Genomic DNA, 23,980 nt, shown 5'->3' on the forward strand with positions numbered 1-23,980 from the left:
GAAAGTCGTCTGGTCGATGGATACCGTCAGGCGTAACCTATGCCAACAGTGTGCCGCGAGTCCATCGATAGGGGTGAACTGAAAGTGTTCAGATCTCCCAGTTAGACAGCACGATGCCCTGGCTGGGACGCTTTTCCTCATATCCGCCCAGCGACATTCGCAGATCTGTCCAGCGCACATGGCCTCCCAAGGCAATGATGCGCTGATACGTCTCGATGAACTCTCCCTGAAGTCGGAGCGCAATGCGCCGCGTACCGCTTCGACGGGCAAAATCCGCGATGCCGCGTACGAGTTCCTCGAAACGCGTTTCGTCCGCTACCACGAGCTTCAGAACGCGAAGCTCCTCGCGCGCGCGCCCCTCGACGAGCGGCGCCGTGTGCGCGAGCGCGAAACCAACGATCTCGTCGCCCTGGTACATCACGATTGTGTCACCAAGTCCCAGTTCCTGCGTGAGATTGATCTCGCGAGTGTAGTCATATCCGGGCAGCAGCCGCTGAACCAGTGCGCGACACTCGGCCAACGCGTCGTCACGCAGCACAGGTGACAAGCGACTCATGAGACGCGACGGAGAATCGCAGTACGCGGCTTCCAAAGTCGACGTGATCGTGAGACGACCGGGCAGAAATCCGAGGCGAGAGTAGAACCCAATGTTGTCCATGGTTCGCGGCATGGTCTCCAAACCAATCACCGTCGAACCCTGCGACTTGAGCCACTCGACTCCGCGCGTCACGATCTCCTTGCCTGTTCCACCGCCCTGAAATTCCGTTCGGACGGCAAGCGGTCCCATCCATCCTTCGGTGCCCGAGCGATGCACCATGTTGAACGCCACGATGTGGCCGCGGTCATCGCGCCACAGCATCGCTCCCTCGGCAGCGTCCTCGATGGCGTATCGCCAGATCGTGGAGTTCAGAAAGGGAACGCGCACACCGACCATGCCGTCGCGCCGATATCGCTCGGTGAACGAATCGCTGAAGACCTGATTCAGCTCGTCGATCTCGTCGAGTCGTGCGCGGAACGGGCCTTCCACGGGATGCGGGCGCCAGGAACGAGACGTCGCCATTAGTCGGCCGCTCCAGCGTGGAGGTCGAACTGCGCGACCGCGGGCATGGCGAGCGTCTCCGTGTCGACGCTCGACGTGCCCGACTCTTCATCGTACCGAACGGTGACCACGTGATCGAGCCCTTCGCGCACAGATTCGATATGTGTAATGAGAATGACCTGTTCGAAGCGATCCTGAAGTCGGCGCAGCAGGTCCACAACATTATGTCGCCGGGTCTCATCTAGCGAGCCAAAAACCTCGTCGAGAATCAACAGGGAGAAGGGCTGGCCCGCCCGTTCGGCGATCATTTCCGAGATTGCGAGCCGAAGCACCAGGTTCGCCAGGTCCTCTTCGCCCCCGGAGATCACCGGTTTGGGGATCGCGTCCTCGAGAACGATCACGTTGTACTGGTCGTCGAGTTCCAATTCGCCGTACCGGCCGTCGGTCAGCTCGCGGATATACCGACTCGCTCGGTCGGACAACTCGGGCCGAAGCTCCTGATTCAGATCCGTTCGAATGTCGGCAAATGCGCGATCCAGCTCATCGTGTAGTCGCCGCTCGGTGGTCAATTCGGACAGCTGCTTCTCGGCCTTTTCCAAATCGGCTCGCGCCTGCTCCGCGCCGGCGAGCGACACGCGCGCGGCTGTGACCTCGGCATCTACGGCGACGGACGCCAGCTCGGCGTCGCGCACGGCAATTGCCGCGCGTTCGTGCTGCTCGCGCGTGGTAACGAAGACCTGTTCGGAAAACGCGAGCGCCAATCGCCGAGCGGAGAGGTCAGCCACGCGAGCATCGACGTCGGTCTGCACAAGTCGAACGCGTTCGCGCTCCTGCGTGAGCGGCAGCTCGCGCTCGAGCTGCGTCGTCAAACGCGCCGCGCGTGACGCCAGCGGCGCGAGTCGGCCGACAGTCGCTTTGACCTCCTGATGCCGCGCTGGATCGTACGCGACCGCAATCGTCGCCAGCTCGACGGCCAGTGCATCACGACGGCGCTCCTTCGTTTCGAGATCTCTCACGAGTACTGTCATCTCCTGGACGGCAGCCTGCGCCTTCGCCAGACGACGCTCGAGCTTCGCGAGCTGGTCCGGCAGCTGACGCCGGCGCTCGTCCAGCGCGGCAATTTCCGGCGGCATTACCGCGAGCTGCTCGATTCGCGACCGAAAGTACTTCCCGTCGAAGGTGATCGTCTCGATTTGTGCATCGAGTACGTCGAGCACCGACCGAAAGTGCGTCTCGAGCGGCCGAGCACAGATGGGACAGATGCCGCCCTCGCCAAGTTCCACGATCTGATCGCGCTGCTGCTGCACGTCCTTGAGCTGCGCTAGGAGCGACTCGCGTTTGGTCTCCGCTTCCTGTTTGTCGCGAACCCATTCCGTCTGTGCCGTCTCGAACTGAGCCTGTACCTGCTCGAACTCGGCTCGCATGCGCGCGAGCTCCTCGGCGGCTTCGGCTTCGAATGCTGGAGCCGTTTCGATCTTTGCCCGACGTTCGGCAAGTGCCGTCACTTCGTCGCTGATCAGGCGAAGGCCGTCGCTCAGTGTCTTGTGACGCGCCTGCTCGTTCGACGCACGTTCCAGTTCGCGCAACTCGGCTTCGAGCCCCGCGAGCGCGGTCAATTCGCGCGTCAGGCCTTCGAGCTCCTGTCGCGCCGCTGTGATCTCGACGAGTTCCCGCTGAATGCGCTCTAGATCGCGCTGCCGCGCATCGCGCTCACTCTCGGCCACGCGGAGCTCGGCCACGAGTTGCTGTTCGACGTCGCGTTCCCGCTGCATTCGATCCCAATGCGGCGTGACCTCGGCAAGCGCTGCGCGCGCGCGATCGCGACGCTCGGCCGCCGATACGACGACAGCCTCCGCGGCCTTCACGCGGCCCTGCGCCTCGACAAGCGCGCGCTGTACCGCCACGGGATCAGGCATCCCGGATCGCAGTCCCTTGATCTCGGCGTCGAGCGAACTGCGACGCTTGCGGATCAATTCCTGAGCGGTCTTGAGCCGTTCGTAGCCGAGCACGCGCGACAGAAACTGCGCGCGTTCCGACGGACCCATCGCCGCCATGATGCCGAGCTCTTTCTGCCCGGTGAAGTACGTGTTGAAGAATTCATCATGGCTCATGCCGAGCCGGCGGCGAAGCAGATCGCTCACCGCACTGATCGACGTCGCGATCGGAACCGACGACCCGTCGAGGAACAACTCCGCGTTCGTCAGCCCGCGCGAGACGACGTAGCGATGTCCTCCGAGGTCGAAGTCCAGTTCGACCTTGACCTGCGCGCGCGGTGCCGCGGCATACGAACGAATCGAGTCGCGCGTACCGCGTGCCGCCGGCGTGCCATAGAGCGCCCATGCAATCGCCTCGAGCAGCGTCGACTTGCCGGAGCCGTTCGGGCCGATGATGCCCGTGATCCCCGTCTCGAAATCGATCTGGGTATCGATGTGCTGCCGGAAGTTGCTGACGCGCAGTCGATTCAGTCGCATTTAGATCTCGACCGGCGGCGCCGCGGGAACGCCCATCGCTTGCGCTTCGTCCATGTAGCCGATTGCGCGCGCGACGAGTGCGTCACGATCGACGCCTACATCCAACGGACGCATGCGCAACTTGTCGGCCACAATGTCCTTGAGATCCATCTGCCGTCGTCCCGGTCCGCCAGCGGACTGAATGCGGTACACGTCGGGGCGACGAATATCGAGCTGGAAGTTCAGCGCGCGTCGTTTGTAGTCGCGAATCGCGCGATGATCGAGTTCGCGTGCGATGTGGCGCGGTACGTCGCGCACGAGCAGGCGAACGATCTTGTCATCGATGCCGCGACGATGATCGCACGCATCGACAGCGATGCGAATTTTCTCATCGATCTCGGCGGCGGTCATTCCGCGCGCGTTGACCGGCGGAAGATCGATCAGCGGACGCGCCGCCGGGAGCGTGTGATACGTGTGCCGTCCGGTGACGAGATCGCGCTCGATGAACCCCTTCCCTTCCAGACCGGCCGTCCGCTCCTCGTACAACTCGCCCCACGTGTTGACGCTCGTGTAGTCGATCGACCCGCTGTAGTACGCGTTCGGCGCGAGTTCCCGATAGACGTGGTAGTGGCCGAGCGCCACGTAGTCCCAGCGCGACGCATGCAGATCCGCCTGCGCGACCTCGATGGCCGGCCGATCGCCAGGCGTGGAGCCTTCGGGCAACGCCCCAGTGATTCCGGCGTGCATCGCGAGCACGTTGAAGCGTGCGCTGGAGTCGGGGGTCAACGACGGTACTTCGATGCCGTGTACGTCGGGCACCGCAAGAATCGACAGATCGCGATCAGGAAACGACAGCCGACGCGCCTCGCGATCGACGACCTGCATTCCGAGTTGCGCGAGAAGCGGAAGAATCCCGCCCGTTTCTGTCGATCGCGGTGAATCGTGGTTGCCGGCGACGAGAACGATCACGGCGTTCGGCAACGACTGCACGAGCCGCGAGAACTGCATGAACGCGAGCAGGATGGCCTGATTCGTTGGGCGGACGGTGTGAAATACGTCGCCCGCCACGAGCACGACGTCGGGCGCCAACTCGATCACACGATCGATCGCCGCGCGGAACGTCGACGCGATGTCTGCCTCCCGTTGATTGATCCCGCCGGGAGTCAGCCGCTGATACTGCCGGTAGCCGAGGTGGAGATCGGAGAGGTGGACGAGGCGCAAAACAAACCGGGGTTGGGGTCGAGGGTTGGAGGTCGCGGGTCCAATGCCCTGCGCCCCTGACCATCAACCCTGCCTCTACAATTTATCGCGCGAACGTATGCATGTGCTGGGTAATTCGCGTAAGCATATGCATCGAAACCACGCCAGTCGTCAGGGGGGGCGTGACGACGGAACTCATCACGATCGAAAACCACGATTCGGTGAGCCAGCGACGCTTTTGGTCGACCAGCATCGTTCCGTTCACCACACCCTTTTCGAGCGAGGGCCCGGTGTTCACGCCCGAACCCGGGGACGGACGAAGTTCGCCACGCATCGAGATGAACGCCCAGTCGCCACCGTGCGTCAGCGAATCGAAGCGAAAGGTGACGTAGAGCTTTCCGGAGAGCTGTGCGCCGAGCTGCTGGCCTCCAGGAAGCGCCATTTCACGAATCCAGCTCTCGCCAACGTTGATCGGAGCCTTGGGAAAGGCCGCAGGCATGAGCGAAACCACCTGCGCCACGTCGCGCGACGCACCGTCCGTCGACTCGTTCATTCCAACCGAACCATCGGGCGCAACTCGGAAGCGCACGCGTTGGCCGCGCAATTCGATCTCAGCCTGCGCGGCCGCGGCACGACTCCGTTCGTCCGACGTCGCGAGCAACACTGAATCAGTGACCGCGAGCACCGTCGTCGACTTGTCCGACCCAGCTTCGACGATGGCGCGAGAGAACATCTTCATGCTCGTGACGACGATCGCACTCGCCTCACCTGTGCTCGTTCGCTTCACGCCCGTCATTTCGCTCTGCTGATCGAGACGCATTCGGAGCGTGTCGCCCACATGCGGCTTGATCTGGAGCGTGATCGATTGCCCCCACACACGGCTGGCCGTGATTGCCAACAGAGCCAGAATGCGAGATGCCCGCATGCCCGTTCTCGACCTCAGAACCCGTATGGGTCGTCGGCCGGAGCCGATCGAATCGCCGGCGTTGCGGCGCGCGGGATCGACTGAGCCGCGACGACCGGCCGTAGCTGAGCGAGAAAGAACTTTCGCACGTCGGCAGGCCGCTCGCGCAGCGTTGCATTTCGGGCGCGCAGAACCTCCTCGTCTTCACGAATGCCGATCGCGTTCTGCACCCAGCCGAGCGTGACGGCGGGATCGAGCTGACGAAGGCTGCGCAGCACGGCCGTCTCGAGATCGACGTCCACCGCCTGCGGATACTTCTCCGCGCCATCTCGGCCGCGCATCACTGCGGGTCGCGGAAAGCGCACGAAGATCGGCTGTGTGAAGTGCGGATGCCGCACCATCAGCTGCCCCTTTTCGAGCGACGCAAGCTTGGTCTTCACTGCCGGACTCAGCACGGCGTATCCTGGCGTCGCGAGCTCGTCGCCGTCCATGCGGCCGTACAACGCCGTACCGGAATTGCCGACGACGCGTCGGTGGACCTGCGAGCGGAACTGCTGCGCACTGAACAGAACCAATCCGAGATACCGACCGCGCTCTGCGAGATCGAGCAACATCTTTCGGACGTATGTGTCCTGTCCATCGTTCGGCGCATACTTGTTCAGCTCGTCGACGAAAACTATGACATGATTGACGCCCAGATCACGCTTCTCGAGATGTTCCCGAAGCTTGGTGACCACGCGCGCAAAGATCAGATCCTGCGCGGCCTCTTCGAGCGAGGCGACGTCGACTACGTACACCGTGCGATCCTGAAAGCTCCCGAACGGGAGGTCGCTCACGGCACCGTCGTCGGTCACCAAGCCGGCGCAGCGCGTCGAGATATTCGATAGCCGGTTTCGGACCTTTCGGATCGTGGCGACGTGGTGCGTTCGCCAGCCGTCGGCGTTCTTGCCCTCGAGCGCGTTCAGTACGTCGCGGAACCAGGCCTCGAGGTCGGCGAAGGAACGGACGACGTAGCGTTTGTTCCCGAGGAGCGGATCACTGAATTCACGATCGACGATGCGCTCACGAATGAAATCGATCAACGCATCGGCCTTCGCGTCGACGTCATCCTTGTTCAACAATACTTCAGCGTATTGCAACACTTCGCGCAGACCCCACGTGAGCGACGACACATTGTGCAGCAACGCGTCGTTCGATCGAAGAGTGTTCAGCGAAATGCCGTCTGCCTTGTACGGCGCATAGTAATGCACCTTCTCGAACGGACCGGGCGCGACGCCACACTTCTCATATAGCACTGCATCGGCTTCGTCGATCTTGCCGGGCTGATCGAGAAAGCAAAGGTCTGGTCCCTTCACGTTGAAGCACACCGCGGCGACCGATCCCTTCTGCTCCGGAAAGTGCGTGAAAATCGAGCTCATGATCCATTCGATCGCGCTCGTCTTCGTCGCCAAGCCAGACACGCCGGTGATGTTCAGGTGCGCTGCTTCAGGCCCGAGTAGAAAGTCCGCGTCGAGATAGATGGCCGCGTCTGTTCCACCAGCGCGATACACGCCGATGGGAATGCCCGTCCGCGATCCTTCCTTCAGGTAGCCATCCATTCGCAGCGCGATCTCCACGTCGGCGTCGCTGGCGAGATAAACGCGACCCATGGGCACCGGCTGCAGTGGCTCTTCGGGCACCTGGCGCAATACCGCGGCCGTGTACAGCCGAATCTCCGTACGGTCAGTCGAGCCAAGTGATGCGCCGCCCGGCGTGCCGTCGTGTCCGAGGACATCGTGTAGCGGCGTCTGCAGATCGGTGTAGCTGAAGCCGTCCACCACGATGCCGTAGATCTCGGGGATCTGACCGTTTACCGCGTGTGCGCCTTCGACGCGCACGATCGTACCGATGCCGACTGGCGAATCCAACGCCGTCCAGAAATGAAACTCGTGCGGCGTATTGGGCTTTCGCTCGGTGGCAACGACTCGTCCAAGCGCCGGAGAACGCGGCTCGGAAAAGAGGGCAGACGGAGAATCGATCATGCTCGGCAGCTATCGGGAGAGCGCTGGCATCACATCACCGAGCGCAGGAATTCTTCACAGTCGCGAATGCCATACACCATGCGGTCCCACCGCGCGTCCGGCAGCGCGACCGGTGACACCTCGGCGAGAATCTGACGCGAGGCATCGTCGGCGCGCGCGATGAGCGAATTAGTATCTATGTGCGAATAAGGCACTTCCACGCGAACCAGTCCCCACATCGGATCGTGGCCCGACGGATCGCGCAGACGCAGGTACCAACTCGCGACCGTCATGCGTTGGCGCGACGTCACTTGGAAGACGCTCGTTCGTTCGCCGGCGCGAAGTCCGAACACGACTTCGAGTCCACCGCCTTCGACATAGAGTGTGCGATGGTTTTTCACGACGCCGACGACACACTCGCTCGTCGCCAATCGATCGCTGCCGCTGATTCCACCGTCGATGAACAGCGGCTGCGCCACTGTTTCACACCACGCCTCGGCCAGACGATGTTCGACCATCTCCCGGTCAGCCTGCACGCGATGGATGGCGGCGTCGCTCAGCGCAAACGGATGCTCGATCAGTTCTGTTTCGGCACCAGTCGGCGCACTCGTGTCGACGACTGCGACGCCGAGGTCAGCGAGGGCATCGTTCCAGGCCGGCGTCATGAGCCGCTTGGGTGCGTACAGTCGCCGGACGATGTCGTGGCGCCAGGTCGTCATCCGCCGGTCATTACGGACGCGAATCGCCGCGCCGACCGTTCCGTAGATGATTGGCACGCCGCGCGCGACGTACTGAAAGACGTGGCTCTGCTGTTTTCCGTCGAGAAACGCCGCGAATGGGACCGAATTGCCCGCAGGAACTGCGTGGGCTCGGAGGTCGCCTGGTTCGAGGAGCTTGGCGCTGACCAACCGGGGCAGGTCGTCGGCGCTGCTGAACACTTCGATCGGCGCTCCACCTGCGCTCGCACCCGAGACTCCCGCGTCCGGAAGCACCGCCGCCAGCTGTCGTAGCAGGCCGCGAAGACTCACATCCCGTGCAGGCGACGTCTGGGTGGGAGAGGGCACCGACATGGTCAGCATGGTAACGTCGGTGCCGTACAGCGGAAAGGCAATGCGACTCTAGCGGACGACCGCCACCGCCACGCCGTCGTGTGTGGGAACGATGATCCCGAGAACGCGCGGATCGGTGGCCATTCGGCGATTGAACTCGCGGACGCCGCGCGTCCGGTCGTCCGACTCCTGGCTCTCGTACACCCGCCCGCCCCAGAGCGCGTTGTCGCCGATGATCAGGCCACCCGGTCGCACGAGGCGAAGCGCCCAGTCGAAATACGTCGGAAGCGGCTCCTTGTCGGCGTCGAGAAACATGGCGTCGAACCGTTCGCCGTCGAGCGCCGGAAGCACGTCGAGCGCTCGGCCCACACGCACCTCGATTCGGTCGCTGAGATTTGCGCGGTCGACGTACTTCCGCGCGAACGCCGCGTGCTGCTCGTTGATCTCGATCGAGAGCAACCGCCCGCCGGGTGGCAATGCGCGCGCCATACAAATGGCCGAGTAGCCGCCGAGTGTGCCGACTTCGAGCACCCGGCGTGCGTTGATCGAGGTGAGGAGCACCTGCAGCAGCCTGCCCTCGTCGGAAGAAATGGCGATGGGCGGCAGACCGGTGCGATCCGCCTCTTCTCGCAGTGAGGCGAGAAGTTGGTCCTCGGCGCCGAACAATCCGACGATGTAGTCGCCCGCCCGATCGGACATGCTACTCCACTCCGATGTCCCAGGCCTGCTGCAGATCCTTCTTCGAGTAGGCGCGGAAGGCCGTGAGCGTTTGGGTGCGCTGAATGCCCGGAACCGTGGGAAAAATCTCCGTGATGACGCGCGCGATCTGGTCGTACTGTGCTACGCGCACGATGGCGACGAGATCCCAGTCACCTGATACGGAATAGACCTCGGTTACGCCTTCGACGCCGGCCAACATGTTGGCGGCGGTGGGAATGAGCGTCGGGTCGACGCGAATGAGAACGATGGTTGTGATCACGCGTCGGTGGGGCTCGGTGGAACGTTGAGTAGCCAGAGGCCGGAAATTTGGCTTTTGTCGTCGACGTCGAGCAGAATGTCGCGCGCCAAACGGATAGTTCGCGAGAGCTTCGGTCTTCCAAGACGAAAGTGAAAATTGCGCTTGGCGTGATCCGTTTCGGCGATGAGGTGCGTCGCCATTTCCATTGACGCAATGTTGGGCTGCGAGCGCCGAGAGGGAATGGTGACGTGGATATCCTCGATCTTTTCCGGCGGCTGCAGCGCGGAAAGCTTTCGCACCTCCGGCCATACCGCGATCTCAACGCCGTTGATGCGACCCGCCGCGACGTCGAGAATCAACCACGAGCCATCGCTGCCTTCCAAACCAACCGAGCCAGACATTCCTTCGCTCGGGCTACCCGGTGCGAGCTGCGCCGACAGAATCTCGGTATCGGCGTCCCACTTGTATGACACATCAGCGGGGGCACCCGCCTCCGACCCGAGTTGAACGGCAATCTTCACAGCGTGCTCGCCTCCGCTGCAGTCCGATGAGAATTTCGCGCGCGTCGCGTCGCCGCACGGTGCCGAAAGCTCGCGACGGGGACCAAAATTCCGCGTCGAGGCCGCTGCGCGCCAAGGGCTAAGATATACGCCGCTCGATGATCCTCCGCACCCCCTCCAATACCTGATCGTTGGGTGCGGCATACGAGACGCGAATCCATTCCGGAGACCGAAAGGCCGCGCCCGGTACGACAGCGACGTCGGCTTCCTCGAGCAGCCGACGCGCGAGCACCGTTCCCGGCTCTGGATTCTCGGGTGTCGCCGATCCAGCATGGGCATAGAGATAAAACGCGCCGCGCGGATCGATGACGGTCACGCTGGCACCGCGCAATAATTCGAGCGCCGCGTCACGGCGTCGTCGCAGCTCGGCCACCATCGTGTCGATCGTTTCGCGCGCGGCCTGCGCGTCAGATAGCGCGGCCAACGCCGCATGCTGCGAAACCGTGCTCGCGTTCGAAGTGGTGTGCGACTGCAGCGCCGCCATTGTTCGAGCCACTTCCACGGGTGCGATCGACCAACCAATGCGCCAACCGGTCATCGCGAACGACTTTGCGACGCCGTCTACCACGATCAGCCGCTCGAGGCTCGGCGCCACCGAGAGCATCGACGGCGCATCCACGTCGTAAGAGATCTCTCGATAGATCTCGTCGCTCAGAATCCACCAGTCGTTCTCGGCGGCGAGGTCGGCGATTTCCCCCAGGTCTTCGCGCGAATAGACCGCGCCCGTCGGATTGCACGGCGAGTTCAAAATCAGCCCACGAGTGCGATTCGTCGCCGCGCTTCGCAGGTCGGCCGGCGTGATCTTGAACTGACGCTCCACCGATCCCTGCACGGGAACCGCCGTGGCGCGGGCAAGGCCGACCATCTCGTAGTAGCTCGTCCAGCCGGGGGTTGGCACCAACACCTCGTCGCCGGGGCCGAACAGGGAGAAGCAGGCGTTGAACAGCGCCTGCTTCGTTCCGGCACCCACGACCACGGTGGCGGGGTCCAGGGTCGCATTCGGCCGATGGCCGCTGGCGCGGCCGGCGATGACCTCGCGCAGCGGCGCAATTCCTTCCACCTGCGTGTACCGGGTAAATCCGGCCTCGAGGGCCCGCCTGGCTGCCTCTAGGACGTACTCGGGCGTGGGGAAGTCAGGCTCGCCAGCGCCGAGGTCGATCACCGGGCGGCCGGCGGCACGGAGGGCTTTGGCGCGTGCGGACGCAGCGATGGTCGCGGACTCGCGAAGCTGCGCGACATTGTCGGACGGCTGAAACGGCATGATGCGCGATTGGGAACCGGAACGAGCGCGGGCTATACTTCACGACCGCGTGGCAATCTTAACGAGCCACTCCAAGTCGACGCTACAACGCAGGTGAGGGTTCAGTGGAACAAGATGGCCGCGACCTGCCCGGAGCAGGGGTGACTCGTAGTTCAAATTCAGCGTTCGTGATGACGCACGACTGGGCGTCCATCGCTCAGTTTCTCGGCCCGATGCTCCAGCGCATCGACGAGGCCCAGCACGACATTCAGCTCGTCGTCATCACATCGGATGCCGAACTCGCGGCGGCCACTGCCGCAGCCGCGGTCAAGCTCACCGAGGGGCGGGACGTCGGCGTCATTGCGGCTACCTCCGCCAAGCGCGCCGCGCGCCTGATCAAGGCGCGTCCGCCGCACGTCCTTGCTGGCACGGCCGACACGCTGGTCGAACTCCTGCGCGGTGCGGCGCTCAAGCTGGATGCCGTTCGCATGGTCTGCGTTGCCTGGGCCGACGAGTTGGTGTCGACGGGTGCCCTGCCCTCGCTCGAAGCGCTCATGACCGAGCTACCGAAGGATTCGGCGCGCACGATCGTGGCGTCGGAGCTCACGCCGGCCGTCGAGGAAATTCTCGAGCGCTACGCGCGACGTGCGCGTCGCGTGGTGAGTCCAACGGCCGAAGGCGATATGCCGGTGGACCTGGAGTACGTAAGCGTATCGCCGCAGACCAGAGTCTCGACGCTTCGCCGTGTGCTCGACGAGCTCGATCCGGCGTCGTGCGTGATCTTCGTGCGCGACGAGCAGAGCACCGCCGACGTGCGCGGCCTGCTCGACTCGCTCGGCTATCGCGGACCGGATGCGCCGGTGCGCACGGGAATGGCCGCCGCGCCGGGTACCGATCTCGTGATTCTGTTCGACCTCCCGGCGTCGCGCGAGGAGCTGCGTGAAGCGTCGAACGCAGCGACGCGTCGTGTTGCGCTGATTCAACCGCGGCAGCTCGCCAGCCTTCGCACGCTTGGTGCGGGCGGTGCGGTGAAGCCGCTGACACTCGGCGAATCGTCGGTGCGGGCGCGCGGGCGTGATGCACGCATGCGCGCCGAATTGCGAACGCTTCTCACCGACGGTCAGTTCGGTCGCGAGTTGCTGATGCTCGAAGAGCTGCTTGGAGAATTCGACGGCGTCGAGATTGCCGCGGCTGCCGTGCAGCTGCTCGAGCGCGAACGCGCCGCGGCGGCGGCAGTGGCCGAGAGTCGGGCGGCGACGTCTGGCCCTGCGCCTCGCGAACGGAGCACGGGCGCGACCACGCGACTGTTCATGACGATTGGTTCGCGCGACGAAGCGCGTCCGGGAGACATCGTCGGTGCCATCGCGAACACGGCGGGCATCACGAGCAATGAGATTGGCAAGATCGAGATGCGCGAATCGCATTCGGTGATCGAAGTGTCCAGCGAAGTCGCGGATACGGTGATCGAGCGAGTGAACGGCACCTCCATCAAGGGACGTCGCGTCGTTGTTCGTCGCGACGAAGAACGGCCGAAGCGTGAAGGACGCGAGCGTGGTGGCGATCGCGGAGATCGTGGGGATCGCGGTGACCGGCCGCGAGGGGATAGGCCTCGCGGCGGCGAGCGAGGCGGTCCTCGCAGCGATCGTGGAGGACCGCGCGACCGCTCCGAGCGTCGTCCGCCAGCCGGTCGAGGGCGCCCACCGGCGCGCTTTCCGCGCTCTGAGGATCGCGAGTGATCTCGGATGGCTTTCCAGCCGGCGGAAGTGCCGGCTGGATCGAGGTCATTTGCGGCGTGATGTTCAGCGGCAAGAGCGAAGAGCTCATTCGCCGGGTGCGCCGAGCGATCATCGCGCGAAAGAAGATCCAGGTGTTCAAGTCGCACCTGGATGAGCGGTACTCGGGCATCTACCACGTGTCGAGCCACGACGGGCGCACCGTAGAAGCAGTGCCGATCGACACTCCGGAGCAGATTGCGCGGCTCGTGCTGCCCGACACGCAGGTCGTCGCAATCGACGAGGCGCAGTTCCTGGATGCGACGATCGTGGACCTCGTCACCGATCTGGCGAAAAAGGGCCGCCGCGTCATCCTCGCCGGAACGGATTGCGATTTTCGCGGTGAGCCGTTCGGCCCGATGCCACAGCTGCTTGCCATCGCCGAGATGGTGGACAAGCTGCACGCCATCTGTGTGATCTGCGGAAACCCCGCCAGTCGCAATCAGCGCCTCATCGGCGGCAAACCGGCGCGCTACGACTCACCGACCATCATGGTGGGCAGCAACGAGGCGTACGAGGCGCGCTGTCGCGCCTGTCACTCGGTTCCCCGACGCGACGAGGACCAGGTGCGGCTGCTCTAGGCAGCGGCACCTGGCCCCGATCGATCATTCTAGTTTGCTAAAGCCATCCGATCACGGACCGTCGGGCGTCAGGCTCAAGTAGAGTTTACGAATCGATCCCGAGACCGAAGAGTTCACGCGATTCGGATCGAGCTCGTAGTACCGGTTGTCGAGGAATCGGCCAGTGGTTGGGAAGTACGGCGGCGGATTGACGATGGCGCAGCGGTCGTAGCTGTACCGTTTGACGTAACCCTCGCCGCTCGTGAGTCCAACCGGGCCGCGGCGATTCTGGATCAAGCCGCCAGTGAGGTAGAGGCAACCGCGTCCGTCATTCGACGTCTGACAGGTCAACGCAGCCGACGGACCCTGGTCGTAGTTCTCGACCTGGAAGGACGTTCCTAGAGCCATGACGACGTCCTGAACATACAGGTCGGGCGTATCATCGAGACTACGATACGTCGCCGGACTGCCTGGCTTGATCACCTGCGGAGTGTTGATGGAGTTATCCGCGACCATGGTGTTGTCACCAGAGATCGTTCCCAGAATGTCGACGCAGACGCCCTTCGACGGATCGTTCGCGTATCGAAGGTCGTCGAGAATGACGATGGATTTTGGCGAGTACAGCGTAACGACACCTCGAACCACACCGCTGATTCCGATCGTTCCGCTCGCGTAGATCACGCCCTTCGTCGCGGTGTTGTAGCCGCGATACAGCGGGAACAGATATGTCGCATCGTTGGGGCGCTTCGTCGACACGACGCTGTTCGGCGTCGAGCCGTAGGCCACCCAGTCGCCGTAGTTGTCGTGCGCGGTGAACGTAGTATCATCACCGCCCTTGTGGATTTGTGCGGCCGTGTAGGTACCCGTCGGACGCGCGACTGCGACGAGGTGCGGATCGCCGCCGAGGTAGCAGCGAACGTTTGCGTGTTGCAGAATCTTCGTGAATTGGGCTCCGCCCGCCTTGACCGAGTCTGCTTCCGAGCGCGCGGCCGCAACCGTGCGACCGACCGCCGTGACCGTGTCGAACCAAGTATTCGCGGACGTGGCGTGATAGTGCGCCGCGAACGGGAAGAACTTCGGGAAGGTATCCACGGCCGTCTTATGCCAGTCGCCGCAGTTCAACACTTGGTCGCCAGTCGGAAGCGTCGACGCCGTACCCGGCCAATTGGCACGCAGCCAAGCTGCCTGGCCCGTCTTCGCCTTGTACACGCGGAAGAAGCCCTCGGCGTCGCCGGTGGAGTCTCCGTTGCCATCGAGATCGATCGCGAGGAATTCGAGACGCGTACGCACCGTGTCCGACGTTCCCGCGTTCTGCGTCGTGATATTGAATCCGCTGACCGTTGCCAGCGCGCTCAAACTCGAGAGAGTCGATAGCGATGGAAGCGTGATCGGCTTCTGTTTGACCTGATAGCCTTTGACGAAGGTCGCCGAGCTCGCACTGACGATCACTGGCGCCGCCGTGCCGACGTCGTCGTGGAACGTGGCGCCACCGGTACCGATGGTGATCGTATCGTTCGACCATACCGGCCCCCAGAGCGCGTCGCCGTTCGCGAACACGATCGTTCCACCCGATGCGTTGTTCTCGCTATTCGTCCAATACGCAAACTTTGCAAAGCTCTCCTGCGACAGCTCGAGGCGTCGCACGAAACCCGTGCCGTTCGCATCGCGCGCTTCAGCCACGACGCTCGCGAAACGACCGAACTGACCGCTCGTCGAGCCGCTCGGCCCAGCGAACAGGTTGACCTTGAGGCCGGGAACAGTTTGGCCGTCGGCCGTAGCCAAGGACTTGTTGAGCATGAGCGCGACGTAGCTCGAATTCGGCAGTGCGGCCGGATTGAAATTCAATTCGGCCTTGCCGATCTGCAGCGCCGCCTCGGAGATGTACTTGAGATCGTCTTCCTTCTCGTACGTCTTGCTCAACAGCGTTGCGTTCGCCGTGAGGTAAATCGCCGAAAGCGCGAGCGCGCCAATGCCGGCGACGAAAAACATCGACACGAAGAGCGCAATGCCCTTTCGCGCACGCATCGCCTGCGCGCGCATGCCAGCGCGCGCGCGACGCCCAAGTCGGGAACGGGTTTTCATTGAATGAATCCTCACGGAATGACCACTTGTGGTGCTGAAGCGGCGGATGAACTCGCCGGCGTGCAATCCTGCGATGCTACGGCGTAAATCCAGGTCTGACCCGACAACACGTCGGTGTCGCGGAACGTGTACGAGCTGGCACCACCAGGCACGCTCGCAAACGGTTCATCGAACGTCGAAACACTCGAGAGTCGCCGATACAGCGCGTATCGCTCGACGTCTTTTTCGCCGGCTCCGTCATCGACCGACTTCGTCCACGTGATCGTCACGTATGACTGGGGGATGGTTCCGCCGTTTGCCGCTGTAGCCACAGCGGAGACTGAAGTCGGCGCAATCGGCGGCTGACCGCACGTCGCGTGATGCAGCAAGCCGGCGTTCATGAGATGAATCGTCAACGTCTGCGGACGCAGCGTCGAATCGTTCGGCGTGCGCGGATCGCGGAAGATGCTCGTGAACTGCACGCGTACCTGTTTGATGCTGTCGGTCAGCGCCGATTTGCCCGTGTCCGACTGAAGTCCATGAATCGGCGCCGTATGAATCAGCGGAAGCGCGGCCTGCGGAATCTCGACGAGATTGCCGATCGTGTCGGTCTTGTAATAGTGAAAGATCACGTCGCTGGCGCCGTTGTAGACGAGGCCGCGCGCCACGAGGCGCGCCGGTCGCGCATTCACACGACGAAACAACGCGTATTCGTTCGACCTCGTGCTCGTCGAGTCACGCTGCATCCAGTACGAGATCGTTTCGGCATGACTCGGGATGCCGGCATTCAACATGTAATTCGTGTCCGGATACTGCTTGGTCGTTCCCGGAAGAGTGATCTTGGATGTCGTGCGCAGTAGATCAACGCCAGCCGAGTCGGCATCGGGGTTGATGTACACGGCACCCATGTCGCCCGTGTCGAGCGACGCGAGATTCGCATTGAACGTGATGCCGAGCGTATTGGCCATCACGACGAGTGGTTGCTGATCCGCAACGCCAACACCGGCCACGCGAAGCTCACGTTCGAGCATCGACACCGCGAAGCGCGAGTTCTGCTGCGCATCGAGGCGGCCAGTCTGCGCCGACACGGAGTTCGACTGTTTCCGGAACATCTGCGTGCTCAGTCCGATGACGGTCAACATCAGCGTCATCGAGACGAGAATTTCTGGGAGCGTGAAACCGCGCCGCGCGCGGAGAGTCGGGGAATGCACGATGATCTCCGGTTAGAAGGGGGCGATGGTAGTAGTCTTCCGGATGTTCCCGGCGAGCTGATTGTGCGTCACCTGCACCGTCACGATTTTATAATCGATCGTGTCGGTCACCTGTCCACCGACGCGCGTGACCCACGTCTGGCGTTTGTAGCCTGGGTTATTCGCGACGTTCGTCTCGGTCGCCACGTAGAGGCTCTCGATCGCGGTGTACCGCGGCGCGCCCTTCACGGACTCGAGGCGGTCCGCCGCGAGCTGCGCACCCTGAATGCGGATACGCGACGACGTTGTCGACTGCGACAGACGCACCGAGAACATGCCGAGTGCGATCAGCACGCCGCCGAGGATCGAAAGCGCGACGACGACTTCGACGAGTGAAAGACCGCGTCGAGCGCGAAGCGCAAAGCGACGGACGCGCGACAAAACCTGCATTTGCGACTGTGTCATTGATTCGCCTGAATCCATTTGCCGGTCGAAGCGTTGAGGCGGTACCAGTCGACGCGCCCCGTCGACTGCGTCAACGAGATGGCGCGATACCAGGGTGGACCATGCGCCGCGACCTTGATGTAGATCTCGGCATCGGTGCTGACCGAGCCGTCGCGGTGGAAGGTGACCGTGGGATATCCGCCGAGCGTCGCGATCGCCGCGCCGCTCACCGGTACGTGGATGGCCGTTCCCGATACGCCGTTGACTGCCGGATCGGTGAACAGAATCCCGACGTCGAGACCTCGCCACGTGACGCGTTCAGTGCCAGTGATTGTCCCGCTGTTGTCCGCATCCCAGAACGTGCGAATGCGCTCACCAGTGGTGTCGAAGCTGACCACCATGTCGTGCTGACGCGTGATCGCCTGTCGCTGCGCATACTGCAGCGTCGTGCGCACGATCGTCGCGATCGCGTCGGCCTTGATCTTCGTGGTGTCGATTCGCGGGATCGCGAGCACGATCATCAATCCCGAAATGACGACCACCACCATTACCTCGGCCATCGTAAACGCTGGCCGGAGAAAGGTTTTTCGGGCTGAGGATCTGCGGTGTAGAAAACGCATAAGGGAGTCCTTGGATTGCCGCACGTAGTAAGGACGACAAGATCCGCCTCGACGGTATCGCGGCATGTGATGGTGGCCATCACAGTATCGGCAGGAACCGTCATTTTCTGTTGCGTGTCGCCACCGGCGTGACGATGGGGGCGCTAAGGTCGTCGCACGCGGAATCCATCTCTCGCGTCGAACACGCGGACACCCATGGGCGTCATCGCGACCCTGCTGCCAACCGCAGCACATCTACAGAGACTACGAACCGCTATTCGTGATCGTCACCAATTGGTGGCGTGTGACGATTGGAGCGCGCTGTTACGCGTTTGTGAACGGCAGCCGGTGCGCGTTGCCGTCATCGACCTGTTCGCCGGCAACCAGGCGAACTTCGATCGTGTTCGTCACCTCAAGCAGCGGCTTCCTCGCTTGACGCTGATTGCGTACATCGGCTTCACGCCCGATCGCGCGCACGATCTGTTCGATGCCGGCCGTCAGGGAATGGACGGCCTCGTGCTCGCCGATCAGGACGACGCGCCGCGCGCTCTACTTTCCCTCATAGAACGCGCAGAGTCACGCAGCCTCGGCGCGGTGGTACGCGCTGCGCTCGACGGAGTCGATCCGACGACACGCGACGCGGTGCTGCTGGCGGTGACGCGAGCGCACGAGCGCCTTTCGCCGGAAGGACTCGCGCGACTGCTCGCACTTCCCCGCCGCACCGTCTCTCAGCGATTGGCGAACGCCGGCTTTCCGCCACCACAACGCTTGCTCTCGTGGGGCCGGCTCATCGTCGCCGCGCACCTGCTCGAGGATCGACATCGCAGCGCCGACCGCATTGCTGTTGCGCTCGACTTCCCGTCGGGAAGCGCGCTGCGCAACATCTGCCAACGCTATCTCCAGGCGACGCCGAGCGAAATTCGCGCGCGCGGCGGTGCCGCGTTCGTGCTGCGAACGCTGCTGCACGAAGTCGGCGCATCGGACCGCGCGCTCGCTCTCTTTACCGACGCACTCGCGAGCGACGCGATCGCCGCAGACGATTGACGATCAGCGCGGCGCGTATGCGAGCGTGAGGAACTCATCGCGCGTTCGCTGATCCGACCGAAAGAGTCCGCGCACCGCGCTCGTAATCGTCTTGGAATTTTGCTTTTCGACGCCGCGCATCATCATGCACAGGTGATACGCCTCGATCACGACGCCAACGCCCTGCGGATGCAGCGCGTCGTCGATGGCCTGCGCGATCTGTTCGGTGAGACGCTCCTGAACCTGCAGGCGTCGGGCGAATACTTCGACGACTCGCGGCAGTTTGCTCAGGCCAACGATCTTGCCGTTCGGGATGTAGGCGACGTGCGCCTTTCCGAAGAACGGGAGCATGTGGTGTTCGCACAGGCTGTACAGCTCGATGTCGCGAACCATGACCATGTTCGACGCGCCTTCTGCGTCGAAGATGCCCTTTCCGATCACCTGCTGGACGTCCATCTCGTAGCCGCGGGTGAGCCAGGCAAGCGATGACGCCACGCGCTGTGGCGTTCGTTGTAGGCCCTCGCGGTCGGGATCTTCTCCGATGAGCTCGATCTGGCGTCGAATGAGCTGGCGGAATTCTTCGTTCCAGGCCTCGTCCCCGAGGCCTTGTTCTACGGAAGCGGTCACTCCTTCTCCCTCCTGTGACGTTGACGCCGAATTCCCTGGCCGGTAGCTTGGGCTCGCCTGTTGCAGTCCTGGCGCCGGACTACGAGAAAGGAATCCGTCATGCTCCTGGTTGGACTCACGGGCAACATTGGCAGCGGGAAGTCCACGGTCGCGCAAATGCTGTCCGAGCGCGGCGCCACGATCATCGACGCCGACATCCTGGCTCGTCGAGCCGTGGAAACGGGCACCGCGACGTTCGACAAGATCGTGCGGCGGTGGGGGGCGGACGTGCTTTCCCCGGATGGCCACCTCGACCGCGCAGCCCTGCGTCGCGTCGTGTTCGCTGACCACGACCAGCTCGAAGAACTTAACCAGATCGTCCACCCCGAAGTCGAGCGGCTGCGCATCCGTTTAGTCGATCAGGCGCGGAAGCGCGGCGATCGCGTCGTGATCTGCGACATTCCGCTGCTGTTCGAGCGGCACATGACGGATCGCTTCGACCGAATCGTGCTCGTGGACTCGCATCGTGCGGTGCGGCTGGAACGTCTCGTCAAAGAGCGTGGCCTGCGCGAGACGGAAGCGATGGACATGATTGCCGCGCAGATGCCGGCTGAGCTCAAACGTGCGCGGGCCGACTTCGTCATCGACAACGATGGGACGCTCACGCACCTCGAGCGACGGGTCCATGATGTCTGGGCGGCGCTCATGCACGATGCGACCGACGGCATGCAGGGACGGAGCGCGGCGATTCTTCCTTGACACTGTTTTTCGGCCCGGGTAGACTCGGGGCTTACCCACGTTCGCTACTCACGCCCCGCTTCCCGCTTCATGTCTGATATTCCGAAGGACCTGCTGTACACGGAAGACCACGAGTACGTGAAGCCGACCGACGACCCGAACGTGGTCGCAATCGGCATCACGGATTACGCCCAAGGCGAGCTCGGCGACATCGTCTTCATCGAGCTGCCGAAAGTTGGCGCGAGCTTTTCCAAACACGACGTCTTCGGAACGGTTGAGGCCGTGAAGGCGGTGTCGGAACTGTATTCACCAATCAGCGGCGAGGTCGTGGCGGTGAACGACCGCCTGGACAAGGAGCCGGCCCTCGTCAACTCGTCGCCCTATGGCGACGGTTGGATGGTGAAGGTTCGCCTCAAGGATGTCGGCGAAAAGTCCGCCCTGATGAATGCGGATACGTACGGCGCGCATCTGGGCTGACGCTGGGCGCTAGGCGCTAGGCGCTAGGCGCTAGAAATTCGGACTCGTGTTTGATGGATGAACGGCCCCGCGGAGACATCTCTGCGGGGCCGTTCGCCATATAGATCCTTCCGAATTTCTAGTGCCTAGTGCCTAGTGCCTAGTGCCTAGTGCCTACTGCCGCCGTACGCCTCACTCGCTAATGACTGGCGGTCGGTTCCTCGACGTACGCATCGGTCGGCGGGCACGAACAGACCAGATTCCGATCTCCGTACGCGCTCTCCACACGGCCCACTGACGGCCAGAACTTGTGCTCGCGCGTCCATGGCGCCGGAAACGCGGCGCGCTCGCGGCCGTACGCATGCTGCCACTTGTCTGACAGCACGCGCCCGAGCGGGTGCGGTGCATGCTTGAGCGGGTTGTCCTGACGATCAGCGATCCCTAATTCAATTTCGCGAATCTCCTCGCGAATCGACACGAGCGCATCGCAGAACCGATCGAGCTCGGCCTTCGACTCGCTCTCCGTGGGCTCGATCATCAACGTGCCGGCCACCGGGAACGACACCGTCGGCGCGTGGAAGCCATAGTCCATCAGCCGCTTGGCGATGTCTTCGACCTCCACACCGGCGGACGCCTTGAGCGGGCGCGGATCCACGATGCATTCGTGAGCGACCATGCCGTTCTTTCCCTTGTACAACACGGGATAGTGCGGCTCGAGACGCTTCGCGATGTAGTTGGCGTTGAGGATCGCAACCTTCGTCGCCTGCGTGAGGCCTTCACCACCCATCATGTCGATGTACATCATCGAGATGGGTAGAATGCTCGCGCTGCCCCACGGCGCGGCGGATACAGCACCCACGCCATGTGCGCCACCGGTGCTCACGATCGGATTCCCGGGCAGGAAGTCGACGAGATGCGCCGCAACGCCGATCGGTCCCATGCCCGGACCGCCGCCACCATGCGGAATGCAGAACGTCTTATGCAAATTCAAATGGCATACGTCGGCGCCAACGTCGCCCGGGCGCGCCAGACCAACCATCGCGTTCATGTTCGCGCCGTCGAGATACACCTGGCCGCCGTGCTCGTGGACGATTCGGCAGACGTCGCGAATCGACTCGTCGAACACGCCATACGTCGATGGATAAGTCACCATCAACGCAGACAGACTGTCTGCGTACTCGTTGGCCTTCGCCTCGAGGTCGGCCATGTCGATGTCGCCGGCCTCGGTATTCTTCACGACCACGACCTTCATGCCCGCCATCACGGCGCTGGCGGGATTCGTTCCGTGCGCCGACTGCGGAATCAAGCACACGTTCCGCTTGAGGTCGTTGCGCGACTCGTGATACTGCCGAATCACGAGCAGACCCGCATACTCACCTTGCGATCCCGCGTTCGGCTGCAGTGATACCGCAGCAAATCCGGTGATCTCGGCCAGCGCCTTTTCCAAACGCGTGAACATCTCACGATAGCCCTTCGTCTGCTCGACGGGGGCGAAGGGATGCATCTTGCCGAACTCCGGCCACGTCACGGGATACATCTCCGCGGTGGCATTCAGCTTCATCGTGCACGACCCCAGCGGGATCATCGACGTCGTCAGCGACAGATCCTTCGTCTCGAGACGCTTCAGGTAGCGAAGCATCTCGGTTTCAGAGTGATAGTTGTTGAAGACCGAGTGCGTGAGAAACGGCGTCGTCCGCGAGAAGCGTTCGTCGTACCGCGTATCGACGGAACTCGAAAGGCCCTCAAACGTCGGCGCGTCACCAATGCCCGCCGCGAAAATCTCGAGAAGCTCGTTGACGTCCGCCGGAGTCGTCGTTTCGTCGAATGCAACGACGACGCGCGACGTGCCAAGCGCGCGCAGGTTGATTCCGCGACCGCGCGCCGCACCGATGACGTCCGTTGCCGGACGCTGCCCCATCTCAACACAAATCGTGTCGAAGTAATCGTTACTCGAGAGCGAGTAACCCAGCTTCTCCACGCCAGCAGCAAGCGTCGCAGCCATTTCGTGAATGCGCGTCGCAATCGCCGTCAAACGCTCCGGACCATGCCACACGGCATACATGCCCGCGATCACGGCGAGCAGCACCTGCGCCGTGCACACATTGCTGGTCGCTTTTTCACGACGGATGTGCTGTTCGCGCGTCTGCAGCGCCATGCGCAACGCAGGCTTTCCGTCGGCGTCGCGCGACACACCAATGATTCGTCCAGGCAACTGGCGCTTGAACTCATCCTTCGTCGCAAAGAACGCAGCGTGCGGACCGCCGTAGCCCAGCGGAACGCCAAAGCGCTGCGAGTTGCCGACGCACACGTCTGCGCCCCATTCACCTGGCGGCGTGAGCAGCACGAGACTCATCAGGTCTGTTGCAACCGTCACCAGCGCGCCAACGGCATGGGCACGTTCGCAGAACTGGCGATAGTCGTACACGGCTCCATCTGTGGCCGGATACTGGAGCAGCGCGCCAAAGACCTCAGCACCGAGTGGCGCCTTGCGCCAATCGCCGACGACGACGGATACGCCGCGCGCGTGGGCGCGCGTCTTCACGACGTCAATCGTCTGCGGATGACACTCGTCGGAGATGAAGAACGTCTCCTTGCCGGGCTTTCCATGCACCGCGTACGACAGAGCCATCGCCTCAGCCGCGGCCGTTCCCTCGTCGAGCAGAGACGCATTCGCGATCTCGAGGCCCGTCAGATCCATCACCATCGTTTGGAACGTCAGCAGCGCCTCGAGCCGACCTTGTGCGATCTCAGCCTGATATGGCGTATACGCCGTGTACCAGCCCGGATTCTCGAGAATGTTCCGCTGAATCACCGGCGGAGTAACGCAATCGTAGTAGCCGAGGCCGAGGTACGAGCGCGAAATCTGATTGCGGCGGGCGATGGTGCGGAGGTTCGACAGCGCCTCGTATTCTGACATCGGCTTGTGGATGTCGAGCGGGCGCTGGAGGCGAATTCCCGCCGGCACCGTCGCGTCGATCAACGCGTCGAGCGTGTCATAACCCAAGAGGTCGAGCATCGCGCGAACGTCAGCGTCCGATGGACCGATGTGCCGCGGCACGAAGCTCATCGCACTCTCGGCCGACAACACCTTGTTTTGATTGGTCATCCCTGAATTTATGTTAGGGTCAAGC

The 23,980-nt window shown here is 63.0% G+C and carries 21 protein-coding genes; 5 read left to right on the top strand and 16 right to left on the bottom strand.

The window, feature by feature from the left end:
• Positions 1-88 precede the first annotated feature (88 nt).
• The 10 genes from AC6H4Z_RS19000 to AC6H4Z_RS19045 all read right to left on the bottom strand — a co-directional run bounded on the left by AC6H4Z_RS19000 (position 89) and on the right by AC6H4Z_RS19045 (position 11,421).
• The gene (locus AC6H4Z_RS19000; RefSeq protein ID WP_497543538.1) at positions 89-1,060 is read right to left on the bottom strand and encodes a GNAT family N-acetyltransferase; all 972 of its coding nucleotides are present in this window, start codon (positions 1,058-1,060) and stop codon (positions 89-91) included.
• Positions 1,060-3,510 (bottom strand): AAA family ATPase, encoded by a 2,451-nt coding sequence (locus tag AC6H4Z_RS19005; RefSeq protein WP_497543539.1) that lies wholly within the window; start codon positions 3,508-3,510, stop codon positions 1,060-1,062. Before AC6H4Z_RS19005 ends, AC6H4Z_RS19000 begins: the two co-directional genes overlap by 1 nt.
• On the bottom strand, positions 3,511-4,710 hold the full coding sequence (locus AC6H4Z_RS19010; protein ID WP_497543540.1) for a metallophosphoesterase family protein: 1,200 nt from the start codon (positions 4,708-4,710) through the stop codon (positions 3,511-3,513).
• Positions 4,711-4,792: 82 nt separating this feature from the next.
• Positions 4,793-5,614 (bottom strand): hypothetical protein, encoded by an 822-nt coding sequence (locus AC6H4Z_RS19015; RefSeq protein WP_497543541.1) that lies wholly within the window; start codon positions 5,612-5,614, stop codon positions 4,793-4,795.
• Positions 5,615-5,628: 14 nt separating this feature from the next.
• Positions 5,629-7,614 (bottom strand): ATP-binding protein, encoded by a 1,986-nt coding sequence (locus tag AC6H4Z_RS19020; RefSeq protein WP_497543542.1) that lies wholly within the window; start codon positions 7,612-7,614, stop codon positions 5,629-5,631.
• A gap of 29 nt (positions 7,615-7,643) precedes the next feature.
• Positions 7,644-8,657, bottom strand: coding sequence for a hypothetical protein (locus AC6H4Z_RS19025; protein WP_497543543.1), 1,014 nt, complete (start codon positions 8,655-8,657; stop codon positions 7,644-7,646).
• A gap of 54 nt (positions 8,658-8,711) precedes the next feature.
• Entirely contained in the window at positions 8,712-9,341 is a 630-nt protein-coding gene (locus AC6H4Z_RS19030) for an O-methyltransferase (RefSeq protein ID WP_497543544.1), read from the bottom strand.
• A gap of 1 nt (position 9,342) precedes the next feature.
• Positions 9,343-9,621, bottom strand: a complete 279-nt coding sequence (locus AC6H4Z_RS19035) for an Lrp/AsnC family transcriptional regulator (protein WP_497543545.1) — start codon at positions 9,619-9,621, stop codon at positions 9,343-9,345.
• Entirely contained in the window at positions 9,618-10,121 is a 504-nt protein-coding gene (locus AC6H4Z_RS19040) for a hypothetical protein (RefSeq protein WP_497543546.1), read from the bottom strand. Before AC6H4Z_RS19040 ends, AC6H4Z_RS19035 begins: the two co-directional genes overlap by 4 nt.
• 118 nt (positions 10,122-10,239) lie before the next feature.
• Positions 10,240-11,421, bottom strand: a complete 1,182-nt coding sequence (locus tag AC6H4Z_RS19045; protein WP_497543547.1) for a pyridoxal phosphate-dependent aminotransferase — start codon at positions 11,419-11,421, stop codon at positions 10,240-10,242.
• A gap of 170 nt (positions 11,422-11,591) precedes the next feature.
• Here AC6H4Z_RS19045 and AC6H4Z_RS19050 point away from each other — a divergent pair, with 170 nt between their 5' ends.
• Together AC6H4Z_RS19050 and AC6H4Z_RS19055 are read left to right on the top strand one after the other, a co-directional pair.
• Entirely contained in the window at positions 11,592-13,136 is a 1,545-nt protein-coding gene (locus AC6H4Z_RS19050) for a DbpA RNA binding domain-containing protein (protein WP_497543548.1), read from the top strand.
• On the top strand, positions 13,136-13,753 hold the full coding sequence (locus tag AC6H4Z_RS19055) for a thymidine kinase (RefSeq protein WP_497547065.1): 618 nt from the start codon (positions 13,136-13,138) through the stop codon (positions 13,751-13,753). The genes AC6H4Z_RS19050 and AC6H4Z_RS19055 overlap by 1 nt, the downstream gene beginning before the upstream one ends.
• A 51-nt stretch (positions 13,754-13,804) precedes the next feature.
• Here the strand turns inward: AC6H4Z_RS19055 and AC6H4Z_RS19060 are convergent, their stop codons facing one another.
• The 4 genes from AC6H4Z_RS19060 to AC6H4Z_RS19075 are packed head-to-tail and all read right to left on the bottom strand — an operon-like array spanning position 13,805 to position 17,987.
• Positions 13,805-15,814, bottom strand: coding sequence for a hypothetical protein (locus AC6H4Z_RS19060; protein WP_497543549.1), 2,010 nt, complete (start codon positions 15,812-15,814; stop codon positions 13,805-13,807).
• Positions 15,815-15,825: 11 nt separating this feature from the next.
• Positions 15,826-17,004, bottom strand: a complete 1,179-nt coding sequence (locus AC6H4Z_RS19065; protein WP_497543550.1) for a PilW family protein — start codon at positions 17,002-17,004, stop codon at positions 15,826-15,828.
• 12 nt (positions 17,005-17,016) lie between these two features.
• On the bottom strand, positions 17,017-17,448 hold the full coding sequence (locus AC6H4Z_RS19070; RefSeq protein WP_497543551.1) for a type IV pilus modification PilV family protein: 432 nt from the start codon (positions 17,446-17,448) through the stop codon (positions 17,017-17,019).
• Complete coding sequence (locus AC6H4Z_RS19075) at positions 17,445-17,987, bottom strand: GspH/FimT family pseudopilin (RefSeq protein WP_497543552.1); 543 nt, start codon at positions 17,985-17,987, stop codon at positions 17,445-17,447. The genes AC6H4Z_RS19070 and AC6H4Z_RS19075 overlap by 4 nt, the downstream gene beginning before the upstream one ends.
• Positions 17,988-18,374: 387 nt before the next feature.
• Between AC6H4Z_RS19075 and AC6H4Z_RS19080 the strand changes: the two genes are divergently transcribed.
• Complete coding sequence (locus tag AC6H4Z_RS19080) at positions 18,375-19,070, top strand: helix-turn-helix domain-containing protein (RefSeq protein ID WP_497543553.1); 696 nt, start codon at positions 18,375-18,377, stop codon at positions 19,068-19,070.
• 3 nt (positions 19,071-19,073) lie between these two features.
• On the opposite strand, the gene folE is transcribed toward AC6H4Z_RS19080, so the two are convergent.
• Positions 19,074-19,676, bottom strand: a complete 603-nt coding sequence (gene folE / locus AC6H4Z_RS19085; protein ID WP_497543554.1) for a GTP cyclohydrolase I FolE — start codon at positions 19,674-19,676, stop codon at positions 19,074-19,076.
• A 99-nt stretch (positions 19,677-19,775) separates the two neighbouring features.
• On the opposite strand from folE, the gene coaE reads away from it, so the two are divergent.
• Both coaE and gcvH read left to right on the top strand, forming a co-directional pair.
• Positions 19,776-20,414, top strand: coding sequence for a dephospho-CoA kinase (gene coaE / locus AC6H4Z_RS19090; RefSeq protein ID WP_497543555.1), 639 nt, complete (start codon positions 19,776-19,778; stop codon positions 20,412-20,414).
• A 69-nt stretch (positions 20,415-20,483) separates the two neighbouring features.
• Complete coding sequence (gene gcvH / locus AC6H4Z_RS19095) at positions 20,484-20,870, top strand: glycine cleavage system protein GcvH (protein WP_497543556.1); 387 nt, start codon at positions 20,484-20,486, stop codon at positions 20,868-20,870.
• A 178-nt stretch (positions 20,871-21,048) separates the two neighbouring features.
• Here the strand turns inward: gcvH and gcvP are convergent, their stop codons facing one another.
• Positions 21,049-23,955, bottom strand: coding sequence for an aminomethyl-transferring glycine dehydrogenase (gene gcvP, locus AC6H4Z_RS19100; protein WP_497543557.1), 2,907 nt, complete (start codon positions 23,953-23,955; stop codon positions 21,049-21,051).
• Between the last annotated feature and the right edge of the window lie 25 nt (positions 23,956-23,980).

This window comes from Leucogemmata humicola, from assembly GCF_055379415.1.

Excerpts from the sequence above, each read along its gene's own strand:
- AC6H4Z_RS19015 (WP_497543541.1), bottom strand. The coding sequence starts at position 5,614 with ATGCGGGCATCTCGCATTCTGGCTCTGTTGGCAATCACGGCCAGCCGT.
- AC6H4Z_RS19020 (WP_497543542.1), bottom strand. The coding sequence starts at position 7,614 with ATGATCGATTCTCCGTCTGCCCTCTTTTCCGAGCCGCGTTCTCCGGCG.
- AC6H4Z_RS19075 (WP_497543552.1), bottom strand. The coding sequence starts at position 17,987 with ATGGCCGAGGTAATGGTGGTGGTCGTCATTTCGGGATTGATGATCGTG.
- AC6H4Z_RS19070 (WP_497543551.1), bottom strand. The coding sequence starts at position 17,448 with ATGACACAGTCGCAAATGCAGGTTTTGTCGCGCGTCCGTCGCTTTGCG.
- coaE (WP_497543555.1), top strand. The coding sequence starts at position 19,776 with ATGCTCCTGGTTGGACTCACGGGCAACATTGGCAGCGGGAAGTCCACG.
- gcvP (WP_497543557.1), bottom strand. The coding sequence starts at position 23,955 with ATGACCAATCAAAACAAGGTGTTGTCGGCCGAGAGTGCGATGAGCTTC.
- AC6H4Z_RS19000 (WP_497543538.1), bottom strand. The coding sequence starts at position 1,060 with ATGGCGACGTCTCGTTCCTGGCGCCCGCATCCCGTGGAAGGCCCGTTC.
- AC6H4Z_RS19060 (WP_497543549.1), bottom strand. The coding sequence starts at position 15,814 with ATGAAAACCCGTTCCCGACTTGGGCGTCGCGCGCGCGCTGGCATGCGC.
- AC6H4Z_RS19030 (WP_497543544.1), bottom strand. The coding sequence starts at position 9,341 with ATGTCCGATCGGGCGGGCGACTACATCGTCGGATTGTTCGGCGCCGAG.
- AC6H4Z_RS19050 (WP_497543548.1), top strand. The coding sequence starts at position 11,592 with ATGACGCACGACTGGGCGTCCATCGCTCAGTTTCTCGGCCCGATGCTC.
- AC6H4Z_RS19005 (WP_497543539.1), bottom strand. The coding sequence starts at position 3,510 with ATGCGACTGAATCGACTGCGCGTCAGCAACTTCCGGCAGCACATCGAT.
- gcvH (WP_497543556.1), top strand. The coding sequence starts at position 20,484 with ATGTCTGATATTCCGAAGGACCTGCTGTACACGGAAGACCACGAGTAC.
- AC6H4Z_RS19045 (WP_497543547.1), bottom strand. The coding sequence starts at position 11,421 with ATGCCGTTTCAGCCGTCCGACAATGTCGCGCAGCTTCGCGAGTCCGCG.